This is a genomic window from Polycladidibacter hongkongensis (genome assembly GCF_001561995.1).
GTDB lineage: Bacteria > Pseudomonadota > Alphaproteobacteria > Rhizobiales > Stappiaceae > Pseudovibrio > Pseudovibrio hongkongensis.
In genome coordinates this window covers 1-20,664 of sequence record NZ_LLWC01000038.1, presented here as the reverse complement: position 1 = coordinate 20,664, position 20,664 = coordinate 1, and the positions used below count along the sequence as shown (strand labels likewise).

General features: G+C 48.6%; 13 protein-coding genes. 8 read left to right on the top strand and 5 right to left on the bottom strand.

The window, feature by feature from the left end; translation table 11 throughout:
* Positions 1–56: 56 nt before the first annotated feature.
* From AYK82_RS17475 to AYK82_RS17460, 4 genes are all read right to left on the bottom strand, one after another.
* A complete protein-coding gene (locus AYK82_RS17475; RefSeq protein ID WP_068319049.1) occupies positions 57–1,463 on the bottom strand; it encodes a glycosyltransferase in 1,407 nt (468 codons plus the stop codon).
* Between the two features lie 132 nt (positions 1,464–1,595).
* A complete protein-coding gene (locus AYK82_RS17470) occupies positions 1,596–8,789 on the bottom strand; it encodes a T1SS-143 repeat domain-containing protein (RefSeq protein WP_068319048.1) in 7,194 nt (2,397 codons plus the stop codon).
* Positions 8,790–9,354: 565 nt separating this feature from the next.
* Positions 9,355–10,302, bottom strand: coding sequence for a hypothetical protein (locus tag AYK82_RS17465; protein WP_068319046.1), 948 nt, complete (start codon positions 10,300–10,302; stop codon positions 9,355–9,357).
* Between the two features lie 13 nt (positions 10,303–10,315).
* On the bottom strand, positions 10,316–10,906 hold the full coding sequence (locus tag AYK82_RS17460) for a TetR/AcrR family transcriptional regulator (RefSeq protein ID WP_068319044.1): 591 nt from the start codon (positions 10,904–10,906) through the stop codon (positions 10,316–10,318).
* A gap of 173 nt (positions 10,907–11,079) precedes the next feature.
* On the opposite strand from AYK82_RS17460, the gene AYK82_RS17455 reads away from it, so the two are divergent.
* The 3 genes from AYK82_RS17455 to AYK82_RS17445 all read left to right on the top strand — a co-directional run bounded on the left by AYK82_RS17455 (position 11,080) and on the right by AYK82_RS17445 (position 12,587).
* Positions 11,080–11,790: an IS6 family transposase gene (locus tag AYK82_RS17455; protein WP_068319040.1), complete on the top strand. Its 711-nt coding sequence runs from the start codon at positions 11,080–11,082 to the stop codon at positions 11,788–11,790.
* Positions 11,791–11,898: 108 nt separating this feature from the next.
* Positions 11,899–12,231, top strand: coding sequence for a type II toxin-antitoxin system RelE/ParE family toxin (locus AYK82_RS17450; RefSeq protein ID WP_156453421.1), 333 nt, complete (start codon positions 11,899–11,901; stop codon positions 12,229–12,231).
* Complete coding sequence (locus tag AYK82_RS17445; protein WP_068319038.1) at positions 12,231–12,587, top strand: helix-turn-helix domain-containing protein; 357 nt, start codon at positions 12,231–12,233, stop codon at positions 12,585–12,587. The genes AYK82_RS17450 and AYK82_RS17445 overlap by 1 nt, the downstream gene beginning before the upstream one ends.
* Before the next feature lie 57 nt (positions 12,588–12,644).
* Here AYK82_RS17445 and AYK82_RS17865 read toward each other — a convergent pair whose 3' ends face one another.
* Complete coding sequence (locus AYK82_RS17865; RefSeq protein ID WP_082734029.1) at positions 12,645–13,355, bottom strand: IS6 family transposase; 711 nt, start codon at positions 13,353–13,355, stop codon at positions 12,645–12,647.
* A 480-nt stretch (positions 13,356–13,835) separates the two neighbouring features.
* Between AYK82_RS17865 and AYK82_RS17425 the strand changes: the two genes are divergently transcribed.
* From AYK82_RS17425 to AYK82_RS17400, 5 genes are all read left to right on the top strand, one after another.
* A complete protein-coding gene (locus AYK82_RS17425; protein WP_068319030.1) occupies positions 13,836–14,528 on the top strand; it encodes a hypothetical protein in 693 nt (230 codons plus the stop codon).
* A gap of 400 nt (positions 14,529–14,928) precedes the next feature.
* Positions 14,929–15,540, top strand: a complete 612-nt coding sequence (locus AYK82_RS17415) for a hypothetical protein (protein WP_068319026.1) — start codon at positions 14,929–14,931, stop codon at positions 15,538–15,540.
* Between the two features lie 2 nt (positions 15,541–15,542).
* On the top strand, positions 15,543–16,319 hold the full coding sequence (locus tag AYK82_RS17410) for a Hint domain-containing protein (protein ID WP_068319024.1): 777 nt from the start codon (positions 15,543–15,545) through the stop codon (positions 16,317–16,319).
* Positions 16,319–16,816, top strand: coding sequence for a hypothetical protein (locus tag AYK82_RS17405; RefSeq protein ID WP_068319022.1), 498 nt, complete (start codon positions 16,319–16,321; stop codon positions 16,814–16,816). Before AYK82_RS17410 ends, AYK82_RS17405 begins: the two co-directional genes overlap by 1 nt.
* Before the next feature lie 85 nt (positions 16,817–16,901).
* Positions 16,902–20,664: polymorphic toxin-type HINT domain-containing protein (locus AYK82_RS17400; protein ID WP_279626452.1), on the top strand; the 3,763-nt coding region annotated here is incomplete at its 3' end.

Below are 20,664 nucleotides of genomic sequence, written 5' to 3'. Positions count from 1 at the left end.
TTTCTTTGGAAACAATCAGCGAGCCACAAGTGATTCTGCAAAAACCTTCATGACACTCAGAGCAAAACCGCAGCTTTCCTCTTAGGTGTCGTCGTATTGCCTTCTGGGGTAGCCTTAGAAAGGCTTGCTTCACCTATTTCTTTTGCCACTTGTGCCCATGATCTGAGCTTTGCTGAGGCAATCTCCTGCTCCTTTCTTTGCAAGTAGTCACGGTCTGTCACAGCCTTTTCCATGGCGCTTGCCAGGGCATTAACATCACCCGGCTCGACATAGTCGCAGTAAGTCGCGCCAACTTCTTCTAATGTTGTTCCGCTTGCTGCGATACAGTATTTGCCAAACCACAAGCTTTCGCCAACCGGCAAGCCCCAACCCTCATAGGAACTGGGAAACACAGTAAACAAGCAATGGCGATAAAGCGCGCTAAGGGCTTGATCTGTTGGGGCGTGCTGAAAAACAATCCTCTGGCCTTCGCTCGATAAACCCATGCTTTTAAGAATCTCACTTCCTTCCTGAGCCGTTGTAGCTCCGGCAATGCATAGGTGAAGTCCGGCAAAGTCAGGGTGTTTTTCTAGTTTCGCCCATGCAGTAATCACTGCCTGGGCGTTTTTACGTCCGCTTGCTGGGCCAACAAAGAGGAGATAGCGTTTCGAATTTAGTGGCTTGGTGAGCGTTTCATCGGATTTGACTGCGGGATATTGCTGTTGAGAACCCTGAAGAAATTCGTGAGCCAGCGGAACATGCACAATTTCTACTTCTCGTGCGTCCTGCGCCTTTATGTAATTTTGGACGTCCTTATTAGTATGAATTGAACACACTAATATACGATCTGCCAACGTAAGAACTTTGTCAAACCATGACCTATACATTGGAACATTTACAGTTGTCTGCTCTAAGGGCAAAACCAGTGGCATGATATCATGGATAAAAAACACCAGTCGCAAACCGATCGATTTTAGAGCTGTCATATGGGGAAGGAAGTGCTGCGTATCCCATCCTGAACCCATCAACAGTAAACTGGCACCCTTTGGTAACGAGATAGTCCGCAGTTTCTCAGAGGTAAAACTAGCCCAACCCGATCTCATATAAAAAGGCACAAGACGGCGAAACACATGCAAGCGATACCTGACAGGTTTACCTTCGTACTTCGCGCGCTGAGGCATGCGTGGAAACAAGAATTTGCCAAAATGGCTTAGTGCCTGTGTACGCAGCGAAACTATCGCACCATCAGGACCAATTTCAAAGAGTTTAGCCTTTGGAATCTCTACAAATGAGCGGCGACGCCAATCAAAGGCAACTGGCACAACTCTCTCCCGAAAAGAGGGCGACGCTAGCAATTCCTGCAAAACCGTAATAACAACACGTTGAATTCCACTTACTCGCTTGCAACGTGCGAAATAAAGTAAAGTATCCGTCAGATCAAAATAAATCTCAGATGTATCGGATCCATCAATTTCCATGTGCATAGTATTAACTCTATATTGCATGTACATACTAATTTTCAAAAGTAGAATTTTGATACCTATACGATTTTACGTAAATAGATTCAAGATTAATAAAGGCACTGAGTAAAAAACCCAGCGCCTTGACTTACTGGTTTAGCTTGGGACGCTCATATCCACGTAGGTTCCATCTTCATCGACAACAATTTTAATGGTGTCACCTCCAGAAAGGCTGGTCCCAAGGTCGTTGAGCACCGCGACTTGCTCCCAATTGTCGCCGTCGCCGTTCCGATCAACTTTCAAGACAACATCCTCACCGGATTTGTCTAAATGAACAAAACCCGTGACATCGGCATTTGAACCAAATGCAGCATCCAACAGTGCCGAAACATCCAAAATATCATCGGCAATATTGAAGTCTGTTACGACATCGCTGCTACCAACTTTACCTCCAGCTTCTAATCCGCGGAAAATGAAGGTATCAGCACCAATACCGCCAGTTAGGCTGTCAAACCCACGCCCACCGATAAGCACATCCGCTCCTGTGCCTCCATTAAGCGTGTCATTGCCGTCGCCTCCATAAAGAACATCGTTGCCTTGCCCCCCACGCAAGTCATCGTTGCCTGCCTGCCCTTGAATTTCATCATTACCTTGTCTTCCCATAAGCTGATCGTGGCCCTGCTTGCCCAACAAAATGGATGCGCCATTGCCACCTGCGTGCGTGTCGTTGCCCACATGGCCATTAAGATTCGAGCCGGAATTGTTATTACCAGCAGTGTCGTAAAGAGACGTGCTATCAAATGAAATCGAGCCAATTGCAGCACCGCTGCCAAGCCCTTCTTCATCAAAAATCTCGATAGAGGTATTGATGCTCGCAGTGCTTGGCTTTGGGTCATGATGCACAAAATACACATCCTCCAGCGCTTGTTCATAGGCCTCAACACTCGCAACTCCGGTTAAAGTTAGCGTCATGCTGGACCCATTACGCACCACACTTGCTGCAATGTCCGGGTTACTCCCCCGATACTCGAGCTTGTCGCCTCCTGCCAACGCGGCGTGCTCGACAATTACGATTGCCTTGTTAAGTTTGCCGCTATCGTCGCCAAGCGACGCATCCGCAGTGACCGCCACACCACCTGGTGTGTAGACCATGATGTTGCCCTCAACCGAGTTTGACCAACTCACATCAAGATTATCAATCTCCAAGAAACCTTGTGCGCCCTTTTTCGCATGAATCTCGATGTAGTACTCCGAAGTACCTAGATCCCGCAGGATGGCTTCCGCGTGGTCGGTTTGGCCGTCTGCCCTAGGCTTATTCAAATTAATCAACTGACGCACATTCGCATGGTTGCCGTTGGTTTTTCCGGTCAGGTAGACTTCAAAGTCTGCGGGGTCTGCGTTCACACTTAGTTTGTAATCGAACGAGATCTGGCCACCACTATCAGCTTCCGCAGGTATTTTTCGGTACACAAATGTCCCGTTCTGCGAACCACTGACTTTCATAAGTCCATCATCGATAATGTCTTTTTGAGCACCATTAAATTGCCAAGACTCTGTGGAGTTGGTGCCGCCCGAACCAAAGTTCGCTGAGCCATCATCCCGCCGGCTTTGTTCATAATTGCCCGGTGTTGTCGCAAACTCGTTGAAATTGAACTCATCGCGAACGTTAAAGACTTCGCCTTGTCCGGCAAGGCTAATGGTTGGTGCCTTGTTCGGGGTACTGTTTTCGATTTCAAACTGTACCGTAGCGGTATCGACATCACCGTCGCCATCGACGATCTTGTAGGTCACTCTCCCGTCTGTCGCGTCAGCATCTGCTGTAAACTCCAGCTTGCCATTTACAAATTCAGCGGAACCGCCCAAGACCTCTTCAATTTCATATTGATCTAGTCCATCTGCGCCGCCGCTGTCATTCGCAAGTACAGCGATAGTTACCGATTGGCCTTGCTCAACGGTATGTGTGCCATCATCATTCGCATTTGGCCCATCATCCAAGAACCGGATGAAGTCTCCAATCGACACTTCGCTGGTCTCGATATCGCCATCTCCATCTTCGATTGTAACAGCAAGCTTAAGCCCATAGTCCCCCAGTGTTACCGGTTCATTGTGCGCCTCCGGTTTTTCAGGATGCAGCAGGCTTAAGATTTGCACTGCAGAAACCTCGCCTGTTGCCGCATCCACATGAAGCGCAAAGGCGGCACGCCCGTTAGTTGAACCGTCATCGACACGGCCGACGAGAAGGTCTCCTTCTTTCATAAGAGAAATCTTCGCTCCCTCAGTCGTTGTGAGCTGCGAACTTGGACTATCACCATAGCTTAGAGAGAATGAAAGAGACTTCTCGCCATCGGCCCCTGCAAGGGATGTAAACGCGCCATCTGGAAGCTTCGCATGCGCATATTGCGGCTGCATATCTGCATCGGTTTGCGCTCCCGCGACAAGGGTTTTGATCTGCTGCACGCTGTCAGCAGCATCTATCTCATTTCCTTGTATTCCTGCGGTTTCGTCCAGTGTGAGCTCAAAACCTTGTAGGTCCAAGCTCACAGTCGGCACATCGTCAATGACCTGTACTTTGAGACTCGTGGTCGCAGCGCTACCGTCCTTGTCTTTAATCAGGAGATCAAAGTCGAGATCAAGCTTGTTCGTTCCCTGTCCACCTGGATGATCTAGGGATCCTTTTAGTTCAAACTCATACTCCCCGCTGCCATCTGTCTTTAGCAGCACAAAGAAGACGTCAGCGCCATCTGCTTTTGCTGTTAACTGCGTCCGGTCTGAGTTGAAGTGATACTCGACAGCATTGCCACCAGATGTGAGCCCACTTGGCGCAACTGTGTCCGCAAAGCTGAGCGATCCTGCTCCATCTTGCCCCCAGTCGATGCCAAACTCACCTTTGAGATTGACATCTTCCTTGACTGGGTCGCTGCCCTCGGGCAAGTCATCCTCATCCACTTGGATGCAAACAGGATTACCACCATTAGGTCCTCCATCTGAGATCTGGAAGGTGAGGGTGTTTTGCACCGTGTCGCCATCGCTATCCATGGTGACGTAGGTTATCGGTATGCTCTGATAAGCCTGCCCACTTGGCTGCGAAAGGGGTGCAATTTGTTTTATAGTGTAGTTCCCCTGCGCATCCATGCTGGCGGTTAACACATGCGTGTCGCCTTGCTTTATTTGCAGTTCACCACCGACGAGTTTGTAACTAAAGCCGTCCGGAGCCCCTTCACCTGAAAGCAGATAGGCGTCTTCAGCGGCTTCACCATCGGCACCGAAGTCTCCCTGGGCTTTGCCATTGGCAATCTCAGCTCCCACCTCTTCTGTTACACCGACAGGAGTTGAGACAACCGCGTCCGGCGTATCATCATCCAAATGAACCGATATTGTTCCAATAGCTGCATCTTTATCGCCATCCTCAACGATATAGGTCAGCGTGAAATCAATATTATTCTCATTGCCTCCTTCCGGATGCTGTATCGGCGCCAACTGCGTGATCACATAGTTGCCCTCAAGATCAAGAGAGACGCTGGCCACATCGACTTTCTCGGCCCCTTGCATTTGCGAGAAAACAATTTTCGTTTTCAAACCGTTGTTCTGGGTAGACGTTGTAAATGAGAAGCCATCCGGCAATCCGCTTGGATCCTGTAATCGGATCGTTCCCGCAAAATCCGCACCAAAATCGTGTGGAATTTTGCCCGTGATGCCTGATGCGTCATCATCCCCAACACCACCTATATTGCCATCTGCTCCGATGTCGTCATCATCAAGAACGATGTTCAGTAAACCAGCCTTTGGTGCATCATCATTGACAGTCACTTTGAAGCTGCCGGTCGCCGTGTCGCCATCGCCATCTTTCGCTTCAACGGTAAACTGCAGCTGCTTTTGCTCTCCTCCAGTGCCGGTTGCGTCATGATCAAGCTGGCGATGCAGCGTGAAGGTATAGTTACTCGGATTATCCGGAGAGAGCGACGCCTCGAACACCGTCAGGCTACCTGCATAGGCAGTAACAGTTTGCCCATCTTGGGAAAGCACGTAGTCTAAGGGTGCGTCGAAGGACTTCAGCGCCAAGGCTTTGAGATCAACAAGGGTTGTATTGGAGAACTTTAGCGAGCCGTCCGAGTTTTTCCCATCGGCACCATAGTCCAGTTCGAAAGATCCATCCTCTTCTAGCGGCTCGAATTGAGTGCCGTTCCACGTAAAGTCTTTCTCATTAAATATCAGATCTTTTGCGCCGCTGATCAGCGGCGCATCATCATGGAACTTGATATGGGCCCCGATATCATATTCAGCTATCACCCCATCCTTATCACCGTCAATAACAGTGTAGTGCAGCTTTACTTTACCGCTTAGATCCAACAGTTCATTGTCTGCTGTGCTGTCAAGGTGTTTAAGTGAGAGATATTGGGCAACCGAAAGCGCGGGCTTATTGCCCTCTAGCCCCAAGTGAATAGCAAAAGCTGTCTCACCATGCTGTTCACCATCTGGATTGTAGACTTTACCCTCGATTAAGCCTTTTTTACCAACCGAGAGCTGAATTTCATGTCCCTCGGTAGTCTTCAAACCTGACCAGTTGCCACTTCGGTGAATTGAGAGCGCTTCTGCAAGGAGCCCGTCCGCCCCTACGTTGTTCGCGAAGACAATATCCAGCTCTGTCTGGGCATAGGCGACTTCACCATTTAAATGCGGATCACTACCCGGACTTTCAACTGGTTCAAACAACGCAGCCAAGTCTTCCACTTCACCGTTTTGTTGGCCTGAGGTTTCATCAACCCGCGCCGCGCCCTCAAACGACTTGATTTGCGGTTCTGGCTTATCGTCCGTAATGCTGATCGAGAACTTACCTGCAAGCGTTGCTGTGTCGCCATCTGCATCGACAATCTTCAGCACGCGGCCGAAGTCTATAGCCGATATATTGTTTGGCTGCAGCTCTAGATTTTCACCACCAGCCAGTTTGTGATCAAGAGACGCATATTGGCGGAACTCGAAAGCGCCAGTTTCCATATTGATGGAGAGGCCCATGACAGGCCCACTGTCGGTCGAACCGACCAATACACCATCAACCGTATCAAAGGTAATCGCCGCGCCTTTGCTCTTGAGGCCAAGCCCATCCAGATAACTGATGGCACCATCTGTCAGACCAGCTGCCGATACCGGGTGCGGACCATCTAGCCCGAAGTTGACGAGAGTGGCTAAGGAGCCGGTCGCAAATACATACCCATCCGCATGTGTGTCGCTGTCTGGGCTCGTACCTTCATTGCCTGCGGTGTTCAGATCATCTTCATCAATCGTGACCAAAATCGGATCGCCCGAAACAACCGGAACATCGTCCTGCACACATACCGTGAAGCTGAATGGAACCTGATCGCCGTCTCCATCGGTTGCGATGACATCGAAACTTAGGTCCAGCGTACTATCATTATCCGGCTTGGTATGATCGAGTGCCTTGTGAAGCATGAACGTGTAGCCCGTATCTGTAAGGCTAACTTCAAAGACAGTGCTACCATCAGCAATAGCTGTCAGCACGCTGCCGTCACCGCTAACAGTGTAGGTAATAGCATGACCGCCCGAGGTCAGATTGACCAGGCTGTTTTGCTGCTGTGCAAACGACAGGCCAGTCTCACCATGTTTGCCATCTGCGCCAAAATCTACATCAATAGCGCCTTCTATCGAAATCGGCGCACTACTGGTTAAATCTCGCTCAGATATTTCCTCTTTTTTGATTAAAACTTGTGACGGGATATCGTCAACAACCACTATGGAGAAATCATCGTAGGCAATATCTCCATCACCATCATGCGCTTCGAAATTGAAAGACAATTTCAAGTCATCAGCATCGTTATTGCCAGGGTGATCCAACGGCTTGTGAAGGGTAAACTCGTAGGAGCCAACGCCGTCGTCACGCAAGATAATCTCGAACACCGTTGTTCCAGTGGCTGTACTATCCGCTATGCGGGCGGTGTCTGTCTCACCCTCTAAAACATAACCACGAAGCGCGGTGCCATTTTCGATTACCTCAAAATAAACTTGCAGCCCGCCACTTGTAACCAGATTGCCCGAATGGTCTGTGACAGCGTTGCCAATTACCGCGCCATCACTAAGCGAAACCTCACTGCTTTGCTCACTACCGAGGGGATCTGTCGCAAACACAAGTGCCCTATCTCCCAGCCCATCGGGCTTATCCTGATAATTGTCGGCGTCTACCTGATCAGCGTTGTCAACGCCCCAATCAATTTTGAGGTTATTTTTGACCGTGTGTTGAGGATTTCCTGCAGGCGTGTCACCGTCATCTTGATTGCCAAATGGCAAGCTGTCTTCCCAAACTTTTCCGCCAACGTGGTCGCCAATTTTCACCAGATCATCAACGACAGTAATATCCAGACTGGATGTTATTGTGTCGCCATCCTTGTCTGCCGCCGTGTAGCGGAGAGAGAAGGGAAGCTCATCGGCGTTTGTTTCGATATGGTCCAGATTGCCGTGCAGGGTAAATGTATAGGCGCCATTTGTGGCACTGGTATCAAGCAGCAACTCAAATACTAGCTCACCATTCAGCCCAGTAGCTTTCAGCAACGCCGAGCCATTGGCGAGTTGCGATACCTGATAGGCGAGAGGCACACTATCCGCTGTTAAGGTGAGGGGGGTGCCATTGCCATCAACTGGTACGTCGTTCAGTAATTGAAACGATAATGCGCGTACCTGCGCGCCGTCCCGCCCGAAATCAATCCCAAGGCCGCCTCGAATGGTGATCGGTGTTTCCGCGCCATCTAAGTCGTCACGATCCATGTCGGCCTCATCTACACGAACAGCATCAGGCGCCGCGTTGACTTGTGGCTTGGTGTTTTCCAAGCCAAGCGGATACTCTTTTGGAGCGCCGCGGCCATAATCCTCTGGCTTTAGCAAGGCATGCACGTTGAGGCCGGGCCCAAGGTCGCCGATCTTCGGGTCACTGAACTGTTGCCCGGGGCCCCTTGGATCTTGATCTTGCAGTTGCTCAATCAGCCGTTCACCTTCGCCAACAGCAGTTTGAATGTCCTGCGACGTGGAGATGTTGGCAGCGAAGGTAAATTGCGCGAGCGAGAGCGTCTGGCCACCATCAAGAACAACCGCCGGCGCGGACGCATCTCCCGCGAAGAAGCCCTTGATTAGCGTCGTGCCGCCTTCGGTAAAGGCAATCTGCAAATCATCTCCGACGCGAAAGAGCTGCAGCGGTGTATCCATGATTTGGGAGAAATCGACTTTTTGACCGATCACCTTCTCGAGGCTGAGATCTTTCCCCCTTTCCAGAGCCTGCACAATGAGGGACATCTTCTCAGTATTAGACCCGACAGCGGCACCACTTTTTTCCATCGTTGTATCAGTCATCGTACGCCTATCTAAAATTTAATTAAAATTTTATCTTTCTAGGTAATATTTTTGTTTGGACGCACAAAAGTCAAACGATAATCCCTAATACGTAATTTTAAGGTTAATGCGCATTAGATAAAACGCAAGCTTCTTTAACTATTTTGGATCCTATAATTTCTAATATCTTTTCATTGACTTATGAAAAATGAACCAGACGCGCGCATTCGATGAGCTTAGTAATAAATGCCCCGTGTCGTTACATTACCGAGCTTCGATAAACTCATTTCATTTATTCCGGCGCACATGAGTCCACAAACACATTAGGGCTAATACAGCACACCGGCATTTCCTGCTATTTCGGAGCAGCAGCTCTTGATGTTTGCCCCGAAGTCCACCTGAGCCGAGCGCGTAATAATGCTGAAACGACCCGACATGTAACAATCTATGTGTTGTCGCGAAAAATGCCTGCCGGGTTCTACAGCAAGTAACAAAACACGCTTAATAACACCATAGGTGTTGTGCCGACGTTCGCAGCAGAAAACACCACTGAGCCGGCGCTGTCTCTGCGCCGGCTAAAACTAGTTTAGTGTTCAGCCGAGACTGGTGCAAAAGGCTCCAGAACTGCCATCTTTACGGACTCAATTCGTGGAAAGCGCTCTTTTGGATTATCCTGCACCACCCATTCATGATGAGTTTTCGCTGTCATCCACGTGTCGTTTGGCAGGATACCGACCCAGTCAAGGTTCATGGAGACTTGAAAACGATCTTGTCCCAAACTCTTAAAAGAGAAATCACTGACCTCATGCCGACTTGCAGAAACGGCAGAAACGCGGCCTGTCAGCCAGCTAGCCACATCATCCAGAGAGGTTAGTGGTTCTCTTCCAAAATCCAACGAGAATTCCGGGGTCAAAACTTCCTCAAACGACGACACATTTCGATTTGGATTCTCAATTAGCGCAAGCCAATAATGAACAAGACTACGTAGCCTGTTCATCGCGTATCGATCAACAAACGCATCAGCACTTACAGCATCTTCCGCCTTAATGAGGATTTCGGTAAACTTGGGTAATAGAGTGTCCTCGGCACGACGAAGCTGCGCTTGATAGCGAATTGCGCGTGCCATTGTCGTGCCATCTTCAGCCATACCAACATTTTGATAGATAATTCTTGCATCAATCCGCAAAGAGCCATCATTGGTAATTTGCGTGTTTAGCTCAGTCACATTGTGGCTATTTTTCCAATGGGCCGGAATAGCGGCGACACGCTGCTTGTACGCTTCATGTCCTTCTGTATCGCCTAGACCAGAGACAACACGCACACCTGAACTCAAGATATCCAGCTGGTTCTCGATTGGTACCTCAGAGTTCTCATAGAACTGATACCACCGGAACAACTGAGCCGTTGCCGCATGTTCAATGTAGCTTTGGCGGACTTTATTCTCATCTGGTAACGCTCCAGGTTGGGCGTTGCTCTCAAAAGCAAGGAACGCAGTGGCCATTGCTGCAACTATACCTGTGATTTGTTTTTTCACTTTTCTCTTCCAACTAAATGATGGGAACATCTTGGTTTGAAACCGAAAGCCAGGCTCTGGAGAAAGTCAAAGCTACAGTCTCTTTTGGAACATTTTTACTTTTAAGCACTGAAGAACGTGCAAGTTGCATTGCGGGCCCAATGAGCAAGACAGAAATCACTGCGACAGGCAGATCAACAAGTGTCCCACTTGTCTTAGCTCGCTCGAGAAGGGAGAGAATTTCCTGTTCCATCTCCGCAATACGCGCCTGCTGAGGGTCTGTCAGCAACTTTGCCGCGCCAACGTATTCAACAAATAAGAAATCGTCGGGACGTTCTGAAACCAGCATAAATAGATCATGCCACATCTGGCAGATCATTTTACCATCATCAGTTTGAGACGCTGCGCGCATCATCTGATCATGGAAATTGGTTTTAATCTCCATGTATATTTCTTGGAGCATCTCTTCTTTATTTGCGAAATGTACATATATCGTTCCGGCTGATATATTGGCTCGCTTTACAATCCTAGAGATTGAAGTTGCACTGATGCCGTTTTCTGTCGCCTCACTTACAACAGCGTCGCGTATTTTTTCGTAGGTTGTTTCCTTTGATAAGCGCGGCATTCATCAGCTCCTAACGATAATGAATATTCATTACTCAATTGATTGGCATTATGCAAGCATCTCTTCCGTCGAGATTACTGCAATTGCCTTTTTTGAATTATCGAGAGAAGCAAGCTGGCTTTGTAGGGCACTGTCAGGTTGTTTACTGCTCTGAGATAGCGTAATTACTTGCCATGTTTAATCTTGATGCATTTCCCGCTCTTAAAGGTTGCCGTTTTCCTCGCAGCATTATAGGTTACGCCGTTTGGGCCTATCACCGGTTTGCCATGATCCTGCGAGATGTTGAAGATCTGCTGGCCGCACAGGGAATAGTACTTTCCTACGAGACGATCCGGGATTGGGTAAACAAGTTTGGGCGTTATTTTGCTGGTAAAATCAGGCGGGGCCGGCCAACTCCCAATGATAAGTGGCACCTGGATGAATGTGTCGTCAAGATCAATGGCAAAACCTATTGGCTTTGGCGTGCTGTTGACGAGAATGGCGATACCCTTGATACCCTGTTGCAGTCACGGCGCAACACGAAAGCCGCCAAGCGTTTCTTTTATAAGTTTTTTAAGCGTTGGGGCATGCCGCGTGTTCTGGTCACAGATAAGCTTGGCTCCTATGGAGCGGCAAAGCGTGAGATCGCGCCGGATCTCGAGCACCGCCAATATAAAGGATTGAACAATCGGGCCGAAGCCTCTCATCGTCATACACGACGACGAGAGAAGATTATGGGCCGTTTCAAATCGCCACGCCAAGCGCAGAGGTTTTTATCCGCACACGATCAGGTAGCTGCAATTTTTCGTCCAAAACGTCACCGCCTTTCAGCCGCTTCTTTCCGCCATGCACGCGCTGATGCTTTTTGCTTATGGAACGACTACACAGCCGAAATGCGTGCATGAAAAGGGCGATAACGCGGTTTTGCATTTACTTCGAAATAACCTGACGAAGCCGTTGCAGGAGTATGCTCCTACTTGTAGCGAGGTAGCATATATGATACCGTAACAATAATGATTGAGATTTTAGTTTACACTACGCCTGATGGAAAGCGCCCATTCATGAAATGGCTTTCGAAGGTAGACCGTCAAGTTCGAGACCGCGTCAACATTGCGCTTTCTCGTTTGGAAGAAGGTAATACAGGCAACCTGAAATCTGTAGGTGATGGTGTCTATGAGATCAGACTCACCTTTGGAGCTGGTATCCGAGTTTATCTTGGCCGCGAGGGTGACAAGCTGGTGATCCTGCTACATGGCGGCACAAAACACCGTCAGAGCGACGATATTGCCAAAGCGAAACAGCTATGGCTTGATTACATGACCGAAACAGCAGAAAGGAAAGGATAATGCCGACGATACCTTACGAGCATGCCTTAAAAGACATGTTGGACGAAAATCCGCATATGAACACTGAAATGCTCGAAGGAGCATTGAATATGATCTTATCCGGTAAGCTGGATGAGGGGCGGCTTTTGCTGCGCCAGTTCATCAACTCAACCCTTGGCTTCAAGGAGCTGGCAAAGCGCACGGGCAAAATTGATAAGACGCTCATGCGTTCCTTGAGTGCATCTGGCAATCCGACTGCGGCAAATCTCTTTGAGATCATTCAAGTGTGCATGAAGGCCGAAGGAGTAACAGCAGCAGCGCAGTTACAGCACATCGACCATGATGTTCTTGGGCATCACGACAGAGCGTACTCTTGATGAACCGGCTTCGTCAGGTTATTTCGAAGTAAATGCAAAACCGCGTTATCGCCCTTTTTAAGCATGCAATTCGGCTGTGTAGTCGTTCCATAAGCAAAAAGCATCAGCGCGTGCATGGCGGAAAGAAGCGGCTGAAAGGCGGTGACGTTTTGGACGAAAAATTGCAGCTACCTGATCGTGTGCGGATAAAAACCTCTGCGCTTGGCATGGAGACTTGAAACGACCCATAACCTCTTCTCGTCGTCGTGTATGGCGATGAGAGGCTTCGGCCCGATTGTTCAATCCTTTGTGTTGGCGGTGCTCGAGATCCGGCGCGATCTCACGTTTCGCAGCGCCATAGGACCCAAGTTTGTCTGTGACCAGAACACGCGGCATGCCCCAACGCTTAAAAAGCTTACAAAAGAAACGCTTGGCGGCTTTCGTGTTGCGCCGTGACTGCAACAGGGTATCAAGGGTATCGCCATTCTCGTCAACAGCACGCCACAGCCAATACGTTTTGCCATTGATCTTGACGACACATTCATCCAGGTGCCACTTATCATTGGGAGTTGGCCTGTCGCGTCGGATTCTACCGGAAAAGTAATGCCCGAACTTGTTCACCCAATCCCGGATCGTCTCGTAGGAAAGTACTATTCCCCGTGCGGCCAGAAGATCTTCAACATCTCGCAGGCTCATGGCAAACCGGTGATAGGCCCAAACGGCGTAACCTATAATGCTGCGAGGAAAACGGTAACCTTTAAGAGCCGGGAATGCATCAAGATTAAACATGGCAAGTAATTACGCTATCTCAGAGCAGTAAACAACCTGACAGTGCCAACTATGAGAAGTTTTAATAATGTTTGAGAAACTTCGAGAAAGACTAAGAAACTTCGAGAAAGATCGATAAACACCGAGAATCTTTGAGAAACCAATGTGGTCAAGATAAAAAACAGAAAATGCGCCCTGATAGGCACATTTGTAGCGTCAAAGAAGAGGAAATCAGGCACCGCGTGCCCCACATCAGCAGGCACAAAAACCCCTTACAAGGGGCTTAAAAAGCCACAGCTCTTTTATTATTAAGGCAAATTAAATGCAACTCACCGGGCGCAAGCTTCTCACAAGGTTTAATTCATCGAGGATGATAGAATTGTTGCGATTAGATGCAAAATAGTACTAACGCCCTGCACATTGGTACAATTGACCCGCCTAGTCGTTCCAGCTGAGTTGGCTTTACATTGCTGTCTAATTTTTTCTTGGAGTGCCTTACAAATGATCCTGCAAAAAAAAATGCTCCTCTTTTTAAAAGTGGTGCTTTTTTCGGTATTTCTATCTTTCACTTTCCCAACTAAAACGACCGCCCTGGGTGATCCGCTTAGTAATCTAAGGATATTTTTTGTGGACTTATTTCGTGTGCAAATAGATAGTCCGGCAACTATTCTACTAGGGCGCGATAGGCAGCTCGCCAACACGCCTCCGGCAGACGTTGGGGCTGTAAGGGCCTTGCACATTATCCGCCATGTTAATGTCGAAGGATTTAAGCACCACGTCTCTTGTGATGACATAGCCATCTTGGGCTTTAATGAATGGGAAGAGGGTTTCAGACAAGCTCAGGAAACGCTCCTTCAAGCGGAAAGTAATGTAACCACTAAAGAAATGTGGTGGCCGACATTTTGGAAATGGAACTCTCCGGTTGATGTGTCTCTGAAAATAAAGAGAAATTTTTGGGGTAATCTACGAGCAGCATCTGTTTCTGTAGCAGTAATTAAAGGTAACTTTCAAATTTCAAACGTGCTCGATCAATCGCAGAGCAAGATACGCGAAACAGCTCTAAGACGGGTTTTTGAGGTTCGAGGCAAAGGTTACGAGAGTTTGTTTGAATACCAAATTGATGGAAAACGGGTATCTCTTTTAGGTACCGACAAATGTAATGATTTTTCAATATTCCGGCTGGAGGTGAAATAGTGTCCGACTACGAAATACAGTTCAACGTATTTGATGGAAGTTCCGGTTTGATCGGTGACGGGTTCTCCGCTTCTGGCCATGCCAACGTAACTTTTCGGGATAATATCACAAAAGAATATACGACCATTGGAGCCAACCAACGAGCGCTTTCTGGCGGTACGGTATTCCGAGGCCTAGGTGCCACAGACGATGGAATTGAAACCGCTCACATGATCAGAAAAGGGCAACTGGAACAGGAGAGCGTTCCAGCCTACCGCCACGTTCGTGGCGCTCGCAGGATAGTTGCGTCTACGTCCTAGGTGTATTGTGGCCAAACGAGGCATACAAACTAACGGAATAACCTGAGCAGAAATTGATGGGCCAATACTGTTCAAATTGAACACAGAATGGAAGTCTATTTATGAGCGCATGCAATACGTTTAAGGAAATATTTTTCCTAATAAGGCATCAAATATCCAAATTTAAATTAAATAATATATACATCTGCTTTATTATACTTACCTTACTACAAGTAACGGCTTCTTATTCACAGGAGAAACAAATTGGTCGCAAAGCCAAAGTTTTACTTTGCTATGACAATAAGGTTGACCTTTATGTCAGCTTAACCGATCAGCTGCGTGCGCATGGATATACACTTATCCGATCATTGCATGATGAATACTATACTGAACACGACGAACAAAACATTTACTTAGTGGTAGGAACAAAATCACTATCAAAAAAAATGCGAACTTGTTTGGAAAGAATTCCTCAAAGCAAAGAAATAGCCAAAGTACTGCATGATCTCGGTGAAAAGATCGGAAAACCTCTATCAGACATGGATAGAAATCATTTTGGGATAGACAGGCGGATTTTCGAAAGTCTTTCTGTCGTTTATGACTCTTTTACTTATTTCGAAAAAGAGGGGGGCTATTACTTCATTTCAGTGCATCATCTGCCCAATATTGCCACAATTGTGAATATTGTAGACAATTTTGATCATTTCTTCAATACTATAGTCGAGGACAATTAAACATGAGCGATATCAAAACCGGCCCTTTACTTGTAACCTATGAGGATGGAACAAAAGTTTATCAGCATGCTATTGTAAAAGATAAAGTAATAGTTGGAGCAAACGTATTTGCTTATAGTTTTTCTTCTGAGCTTAATTTTAATAGTGGTAATTGGACTAAGCCTGGTCTTTCTTACCTAAGTGAGATGTCAGCTAAAGGAAAACGCGGGTCCATTGAATTCTCTCCACATAAAAATGGTCTTGAAGTATCGGGGTCTGTTAATTTCAGAGGGGTAGAAGTTGGCTTAGTTTACGATAAGAACGGTGATTTTGTCCCTGTCTTGGGTATTGGGGTTGGCGTGCCGTTTTTTGAGGGATTAGGAGCATCAGCGAAGATAACACTTAATGGCGCCGGCGGCAGCAATTTGTCATCGAATGACAGAGTGGCCATCTCGCCTGATGGAACTACAAGAGTAACTAGATATTCAAAAACTGATGACCCAAGTAAAGGTTATGTAAGAGTTGACATCACGGTCATTAAGCCAGGAAATGTTGTAAAGAAGTATGTCTCCTACGTTGTTTCGGCAGAAGAAGCCGCACGTCTGGCATCAGGGTTACGGCAAGAGTGTTTTCTTGGTGGCACACAGATTTCTATGTGGGAAGGTGGCAGCAAGCCGATTGAGGATATCCGCGCTGGTGATGTGGTCACATCCTATGACAAGAATGGTGCTCTGGTACCGGGCTGGGTTACCCGAAGGATGGCCAACTATGTCCGGCATATTTTTAATTTTCATGCCTGATGATTACGCCAGGACATGCGACTTATTGCGCTGAGGGTGAGTATGCGGGCCAGCATGTGCCTATACTCGATATCTTACGTAGCGATAGCGTTATTCAACGAGATGATGGCGGCTTGGTCCGAGCATCTACCGGCAAGGAAGTTGGTAGTGAACATGACCAGTTGGTAGAAGTCGTTGCCGGAAAACGCTGTGAAATTGACGGTTCAATTGAAGTGAGTGAACGCGGTACTTTGCGATTGGACACCCGTTTTTTCACAGCAGATGGGCAAAACATTTGCATCGCAGATGTAATCACCGCGGCTGGCGCTGTCGTCACAGATGGTGGATTGCTAAAGCCAGTGTCTGGCGGCGACAGCGCTCCATTTCACTGGCCATTCGGTGAACGTCTACCAAATCCCGAAGATTATGTGCTTGCAGCTTCGTCTCTATCATTAGAAGAAATCTACGATGAGAGTGAATGGGAGCCTGCTTTCCCACCGCTATCACCTGCACCCTAGTTTTTAAGTAACTCAATTAAGAAACAGGTATTTAGTGCGCCAATAAATACAATCTCAAGTTGTAGAATTTAAGAGGATTTTCTTTATGACTGAAATATTCACCAAATCAGATCGTGAAATCGCGGAATTGCAGCAAAAAGCTATAACTGACTATACTAATCACGTAGCAGTTTCTCCTAATATAACCAATGTTACGCTTGCCGGCATCAGTCTTTTGGATCATGTTGCGAAAGAAGGGATTAGAAACGCTAAAACCGGCTTGTATGCGGCTGAGCTAGGTCGCACTGCGGGACAAGTGGCAGACGATGTAAACAAGCTTCATGAAGAAGCGAACAATATAAAAGCGACAATCGACAATTATCAGGAAATACTAGAGCATCGCGCAAAGAATTCTCCGTATGTTGGTGGAGACCTAAATGAGCCAAGCGTTAACTACAATGGTAATCCAAAAGATGACACTAAAATGTCATATACGTGGGATGGTAAACCGGCTGTAGAAACTTTAGGACAAGCAATAGAAAATCAAAAAACGCAAGAAAATCCCATTAAAACAAAAACTTCAGAGAAAGTAGACGGTGGTCATAAGAAAGATGATTTGGCGGATGAGCCACATCCGCGCAATACCGGCGGTAGCAGCAGCGGAGGCAGTGATGACTCTGGCGGTGGTGATACTGGTTCTCCTCCAAGAGGGGGCGATGGCGGCTCTTCTGGCGGCGGCAGCGGCGGCTCCTCAGGAGGTAGCAAGGGCGGCTCTTCTGGCGGCGGCAGCGGCGGCTCCTCAGGAGGTAGCAAGGGCGGCTCTTCGGGCGGCGGCAGCGGCGGCTCCTCAGGAGGTAGCAAGGGCGGCTCTTCGGGCGGCAGTACCACTGGATCTACCGGCAGTAGTGGTGACTTTAACTGCTTTGCTGCAGGAACACGGATCCTCCTCTTGTCTGGAAAAGAAAAACCCATCGAAGATGTCTACCTTGGCGACTTAGTTATGGCGTTTGACGGTTTTGGCGAGCTTGTCGGAAGGGAGGTAACAGACCTCTTTATTCATGGTAAGCGGAGCGTAATAGACGTTGACGGCATCAAGACCACACCAGAACACCCTTTCCTTACCGAAGCTGGCGAATACGCTCCGATCGGAAGTTTCAAGGTTGGTGACAAGATCGTCCGGGTCGATGGCAGCCTACACACGATTCAGTCGATTACTGAAGTTCCGGGGCTGCATACCGTCTATAACTTTACCGTTGCAGATCTGCATACCTATGTGGCCGATGGTTATCGGGTACACAATAAAGTTCCCGTTGTAATAGATCTTGATGGTGATGGCGTTGAAATTATTGAACAAACAGACTCTCCCGTCCTGTTTGACGGCGATGATGACGGCTTTGTAGAAAGCACAGCATGGGCTGGCAAAGATGATGCTTTCCTCTTCTGGGACAAGAACGGGGATGGTGAAATGCACAGTGCCAGCCAGATTGCCTTTGCTAATCTGACTGAAGAAGACACCACTGATACAGATCTACAAGCACTTGCAACAGTCTTTGACAGCAATAAGGATGGCGTCTTTAACAAAGACGATGCCAAATGGCAGGACTTCAAGCTTTGGCAGGACAAGAACAGCAATGGCCGCATTGATGAGGGTGAACTCGCCACCCTGGACGAACACGGCATTGTCGAAATTGGACTAGACTATCCAGAGGGGAGCGGAAGAACGCTTGCCGATGGTAGCGTGATACATGGCACAGCTCAGGCCAAGCGCGCTGATGGGTCTACCCTATCTGTGGGTGATGTGGCCTTTGCTACCGGCAAATATGGTTATCAGTTCAGCAAGAGTGACCAAGGTTTCCAAATAGAAACAAATAGCGGCGCCAAGATATTTACAGCTAGCGGGAGTGAAGGGCATTCACTCACCTTTGACAAATCCGTTTATGCTTTTGGCACTCAAGGGGCAGACAACTTTGATGCATCTGCGAGCGAAGAAGCTGTATACCTTGCCGGCGCTGCTGGCGATGATCGGCTGTCAGGTGGCAACAAAGCGGACATCCTGACGGGCGGCGAGGGTGACGATCACCTGATCGGCAATGGCGGCTATGACATTTTAATCGGCGGTGCAGGTGCTGACACGATTGAAGGATGGCAAGGATTTGATCTGGCTTTCTACACCAACAGCAGCACAGGTGTTACTGTCAATCTAACGACAGGCGAAGCCAGCGGAGGTGATGCGGAAGGAGATAGCATCACCGGCGTTGAGGGGCTGATTGGCTCTGCTCATGCGGACAGGTTGACCGGTGACGACTTGGACAACTGGTTAAACGGCGGCAAAGGAAACGATGTTCTGTCTGGCGGCAAGGGCAACGACACGCTTGCCGGCGCTGAAGGTGCGGATGCCCTCATTGGTGGAGAGGGAGACGACCGCGCCGATTACTCTACTTCTACTTCTGCTGTAGTGGCAGACCTTGCCTCAGGTCGCGGAAGCTCTGGCGATGCGGCTGGAGATACCTACTCAGGCGTAGAAGGCCTAATCGGATCCGCTTTTGACGATAGCCTAAAAGGCGACGCTGGCAATAACCGCCTACAGGGCAACCACGGTGACGATGTACTTAGCGGACGTGCGGGTAATGATAGGCTGGATGGTGGTGCAGGAACAGACGTTCTTCTTGGTGGCACCGGAGATGATACTTATCTGGTAGGTTATGGACATGAGCTTGTTGGCATTTCGGATTACGGCACCAGGACAACGGTTACAGAAACTAGATTTTTGGCGGGGTATCACTACGAAACGCCGGTTTACGGCACGAGAACAACAACCACTACCGTTGCTATAAACGGCGGCAACGATACGCTCCAGTTCGCCCAGAATGTAGACTTGAATGACGTTTCCTTCCAAAAGGACGGTCTTGATCTTATCATTACATTGAATGGAAAGTCCGACGGCGGCGAGATTGCGCCAAATACACTGGTCAAAATTGACCGCGCTTTTGATAGTCGATATGCCATCGAAACCATCAAGTTTGGATACAGCCTAACCCTTGATACAAGCAAACTTGTAAAGGCCGCAGCTGACGGCACTTTCGAAGGCTCAGTTGCCGCAGATGTGTTCTTTGGCTCTGACAGCGATGATTCCGTCATTGCTGGTGCAGGTAACGATCAAATAGTTACGGGCCTTGGTGATGACACTGTCAGCGCCGGTGAAGGGGAGGATTTAATTTGGTCCGGATTTGGTGATGACACTGTCACTGCAGGTTCCGGCAATGATCTCATTTCTGGTGGCCATGGCGACGATCACCTTGCTGGCGAAGAAGGAGATGACGGGCTATCAGGTGGTTTCGGGGATGATGTCCTGCTGGGAGGTGAAGGTGATGACCTCCTTATGGGCGACACTGGCGACGATACTCTTCAAGGCGGCGCCGGCAAAGATCAATTGTACGGCGGTGAAGGGCATGACTTGGCAAGTTACGCTGATGCTTCAACAGCCGTAACAGTCAATCTTTCCGACTTGTCCAAGAATACAGGCGCGGCTGCGGAAGACATTTATCACAGCATTGAGGGAGTTGTCGGCAGTCATGGTCGCGATCACCTGACAGGCTCGGCGCTGGACAACACCATTCGCGGGCTTGGCGGCAATGACGCCATCTACGGGGAGGGCGGCAACGACACCCTTGAAGGCGGTGCAGGTGATGACAGCATATCCGGCGGCAAGGGGGATGACACCCTGCGCGGCGGCGAGGGCAAAGACAACCTCTACGGCGGCGAAGGTGATGACACCCTTGAGGGCGGTGCAGGTGATGACTATCTGCGCGGCGACAGCGGCAACGACACCTTGCGCGGCGGTGAAGGCAAAGACACCCTTGATGGCAGCT